5 protein-coding genes and 1 pseudogene are annotated in these 3,641 nt (G+C 29.3%); all 6 read left to right on the forward strand.

The window, feature by feature from the left end; translation table 11 throughout:
* Positions 1-609 (forward strand): MurR/RpiR family transcriptional regulator (locus tag DR024_RS04950; protein WP_111918280.1); only part of this gene is annotated, 609 nt, incomplete at its 5' end.
* A 147-nt stretch (positions 610-756) separates the two neighbouring features.
* On the forward strand, positions 757-912 hold the full coding sequence (locus DR024_RS04955) for a zinc-ribbon domain-containing protein (protein ID WP_027096711.1): 156 nt from the start codon (positions 757-759) through the stop codon (positions 910-912).
* A 161-nt stretch (positions 913-1,073) separates the two neighbouring features.
* Positions 1,074-1,913, forward strand: a complete 840-nt coding sequence (locus tag DR024_RS04960) for a DegV family protein (protein ID WP_027096710.1) — start codon at positions 1,074-1,076, stop codon at positions 1,911-1,913.
* Positions 1,914-1,938: 25 nt separating this feature from the next.
* A complete protein-coding gene (locus DR024_RS04965; RefSeq protein ID WP_027096709.1) occupies positions 1,939-2,478 on the forward strand; it encodes a DUF1836 domain-containing protein in 540 nt (179 codons plus the stop codon).
* Between the two features lie 62 nt (positions 2,479-2,540).
* Positions 2,541-2,642, forward strand: a pseudogene (locus DR024_RS04970) (HPr(Ser) kinase/phosphatase); the annotation flags it as partial.
* Between the two features lie 80 nt (positions 2,643-2,722).
* On the forward strand, positions 2,723-3,641 hold a 919-nt coding region (locus DR024_RS04975), incomplete at its 3' end, for a zinc-binding metallopeptidase family protein (protein WP_111918282.1).

The following is a 3,641-nucleotide window of genomic DNA, read 5'->3' on the forward strand; positions in this document are numbered from 1 at the left end:
GTTTCAACTACAACTGTTTTAAGGTTATGTAAAAAGCTAGGATTTGATGGATTTTCAGAGTTTAAAATTAAACTTAAGCTTAACTTTGAGGAAGAAAGATTAAGTAAAGTTAGTGATGAAACTAGTGAGTTAATTAATTTTCTTCAATGTGTTGAAAATAGTAAATTAGATAAAAAAGTAGAAGAATTAAGTGAAATGATGAAAAAGGCTGAGAATATTATTTTTATTGGAAATGGTACATCAGGAGTGCTAAGCCAGTATGCTGCTAGATTTCTATCTTCTCTTGGCAAGTTTGCAGTTTATATGGATGATCCATATTTTCCAATGAATTCAAAGTATTATGAAAATAGTATGGTTATAGCTTTATCTGTATCAGGTGAAACTAGAATAATAATTGAGTTTATAAATAAACTTAGAAGTGAAGGATGTAAGATAGCTAGTATAACTAATACTGAGGATTGTACAATAGCTAAGATATCTGATATTAATTTAGCATATTATATTAAGGAGTCTAAGGTTGGGAATAATAATATAACTTCTCAATTGCCTGTAATATATATAGTTGAAAGATTAGGAAAAAAAGTTATGGATAAAAAAATAATATTATGATTGATTTTAATAAAGTCATATGCTATAATAATTTATGTTGAAAGAACTTAATATAAAGAATTTCATTATGATAAGTACAATTTCTCCTTTAGAAATTATATGAGTCAATATTGGATCTTTAAAAATTTTAAAAGGAGGAATTTCAATATGCAAGATAAAGTAATCGTATGTAAAGATTGTGGTCAAGAATTCACTTTCACAGTAGGTGAACAAGAATTCTACAAAGAAAAGGGATTCGATAACGAACCAGTTAGATGCCCAGCTTGTAGAAGAGCTAGAAAGCAACAAAACAACAGAAGATAGTTTTGTTAAGTTAAGAGCTAATTTTATTAGCTCTTTTTTTGTTGTCTAAAATTAGTTGATAATGAATATAATTTGATTGACAAACTATTTTTGACGTGATAATCTAAAACAAATAGTATCTAAAACTACATGTTTTAGACTTGCAAAGACGGAGGGGAATTATGATTAGAATAGTTACAGATTCATCAACTTTATATTCAGTATCGCAAGGAAAAACAAAGGGAATTAATATAGCACCATTGTCGGTAACAATTGATAATAGAACATATAAAGAGTTTGAAGAAATACAATCAAAAGAATTTGTTGAAATAATAAAAGAAGGGCATTTACCAATGTCTTCACAGCCATCTATAGGAGATGTGTTAGAAATATACAACAGTTATCCAGATGATGAAATTATAAATATAACTATGGCAGATGGATTGTCTGGAACTTATAATTCTGCATGTATGGCTGCGCAAATGTTAGACAATCCTGAAAGAGTTTCAGTAATCAACTCAAAGACTCTATGTGGGCCACATAGATACATTATAGATATTGTGGTAAAATTAGTAGAGATGAATAAAACAAGATTAGAAATAGTGGACATAGTAAATGAGATGATAGAAAACTCAAAATCATTTTTAATGCCAAATGATTTTGATTACTTAGTAAGAGGAGGAAGACTTTCTCCTTTAGTTGGTAAGGTAGGAAAGGTAATGAAGTTAGTGCCTGTAATGACACTAACTGAAGACTGTAAAAAACTTACTAAATTTGCTACTAAGAGAACTTTTTCAAAGGGAATAGAAGCAATATGTAAATCATTTATAGAATCAGGTGTAGATGAGAGATATAAGATTTATATAACACACGGATGCGCTGAAGAGTTAGCAAATAATGCGAAAAAGATAATATTAGATAATATTCCTAATGCAGATGTGGAATTATTTGAATTATCCCCAGTGTTTATAACTCAAGGTGGGCCGGGATGTTTAGCAATTCAAATGATTAAAAAGTACTAAACTTAAATAAAGAAGGGATGGATTTATGAAAAGTGATAAGAAAAAAGAGATTGTGGAGGAACTTTTAGACTATCATTGTCCAAGATATTCTGAATTACCTAATATCCCTTTATATAAGGATCAAGTAATTGTATATATTGAGGAAGCATTATCTGCTTTAAATATTAACAAGGATGAAATGTTACTTACACCAACTATGCTAAATAATTATGTTAAGCATAAGGTGCTACAGCCTCCAGTAAATAAAAAATATGATAGAAATCATTTATCATATTTAATTGTTTTATGTGTATTTAAACAGGTTTTTAGTATTTCTGAAATATCAGAATTAATAAAAGTTCAAATAGGAACTTATGATGTTGAAGAAGCTTATGATTATTTTTGCATTGAACTAGAGAAGACTATTAAGTTTGTTTTTGCTTCAAATGGTGGTTCGGAGCAAAGTTCTGCTCAAAAGGTTACAAGAGAATCTGAACTTGTTAGGTCTGCAGTGTTATCTGTTGTTAACAAAATTTATATTCAATACTATTTAAAAGAAAGAACTCTTAAACAGGAATTATATTAATGAAGAAAACAGTAGGTGAATAAATGGAGTATAGAGAACTTAATGAAACTCATTTGAAAGATATTATTGAAGCAGCAGCAGTAAACTATAGATATTCATTAATGTCTAATGTTTCTGCTGTAGATATAATAGAAAGCAGAATGAATTTAGTTAGCGATAAGTAATAAGTTTATCCCTATCTTTCAATATAAAAATTGAGGATAAGGGATAAACTATTTCTATATATTAAAGGAGGCTATAAAGTATGAGCAAAAATGAAAAATGCGCATGGGAAAAATATGACGAACAAGGTATAAAGGAGATATTTGATTTTAATGAAGGATATAAGAACTTTATGTCCCTATGCAAAACAGAAAGAGAATGTGTAAAGGAAACTATTAGAATAGCTGAAGAAAATGGCTATAAGAATTTAGATGATGTTATTAAAAATGGTGAAGCTTTAAAGGCTGGAGATAAGGTTTATGCAAATAATATGGATAAAGCTATAGCTTTATTTATAGTTGGTGAAAGACCTATGGAAGATGGAATGAAGATTTTAGGGGCACATATAGATTCTCCAAGATTAGATTTAAAGCAAAATCCATTATATGAAGATACTGACCTTGCCCTTTTAGAAACACATTATTATGGTGGCATAAAGAAATATCAATGGGTTACATTACCTTTAGCTATACATGGGGTAGTGTGTAAGAAGGATGGAACTAAGGTTGATATAGTTATTGGTGAAGATGATAATGATCCTGTAATAGGAATATCAGACCTTCTAGTTCATTTAGCACAAACTCAACAAGAAAAGAAGGCTAACAAGGTAATTGAAGGTGAAGATTTAAATGTACTTGTTGGAAGTATTCCATTAAAGGGAGAAGAAAAGGATGCTGTTAAGGCTAATATCTTAAAGATATTAAATGATAAGTATGGAATAGAAGAAGAAGATTTCTTATCAGCAGAACTTGAAATTGTACCAGCTGGTAAGGCAAGAGATTATGGTATTGATAGAAGTATGGTTATGGCATATGGTCATGATGATAGAGTATGTTCATACTCTTCACTTATGGCAATGCTAAAAGTTGATAAAATAGATAAAACTTGTGTTTGTCTTTTAGTTGATAAAGAAGAAATAGGCAGTGTTGGTGCTACAGGAATGCAATCTAAATTCTTTGAAA

Origin of the sequence: Clostridium paraputrificum, assembly GCF_900447045.1 — a bacterium.
In the GTDB taxonomy this organism is placed as follows: Bacteria; Bacillota; Clostridia; order Clostridiales; family Clostridiaceae; genus Clostridium; species Clostridium paraputrificum.

What these genes read in the sequence shown, in the direction of transcription:
- DR024_RS04965 (WP_027096709.1), top strand. Translation starts at nt 1,939, where the DNA reads ATGAAAAGTGATAAGAAAAAAGAGATTGTGGAGGAACTTTTAGACTAT.
- DR024_RS04955 (WP_027096711.1), top strand. Translation starts at nt 757, where the DNA reads ATGCAAGATAAAGTAATCGTATGTAAAGATTGTGGTCAAGAATTCACT.
- DR024_RS04960 (WP_027096710.1), top strand. Translation starts at nt 1,074, where the DNA reads ATGATTAGAATAGTTACAGATTCATCAACTTTATATTCAGTATCGCAA.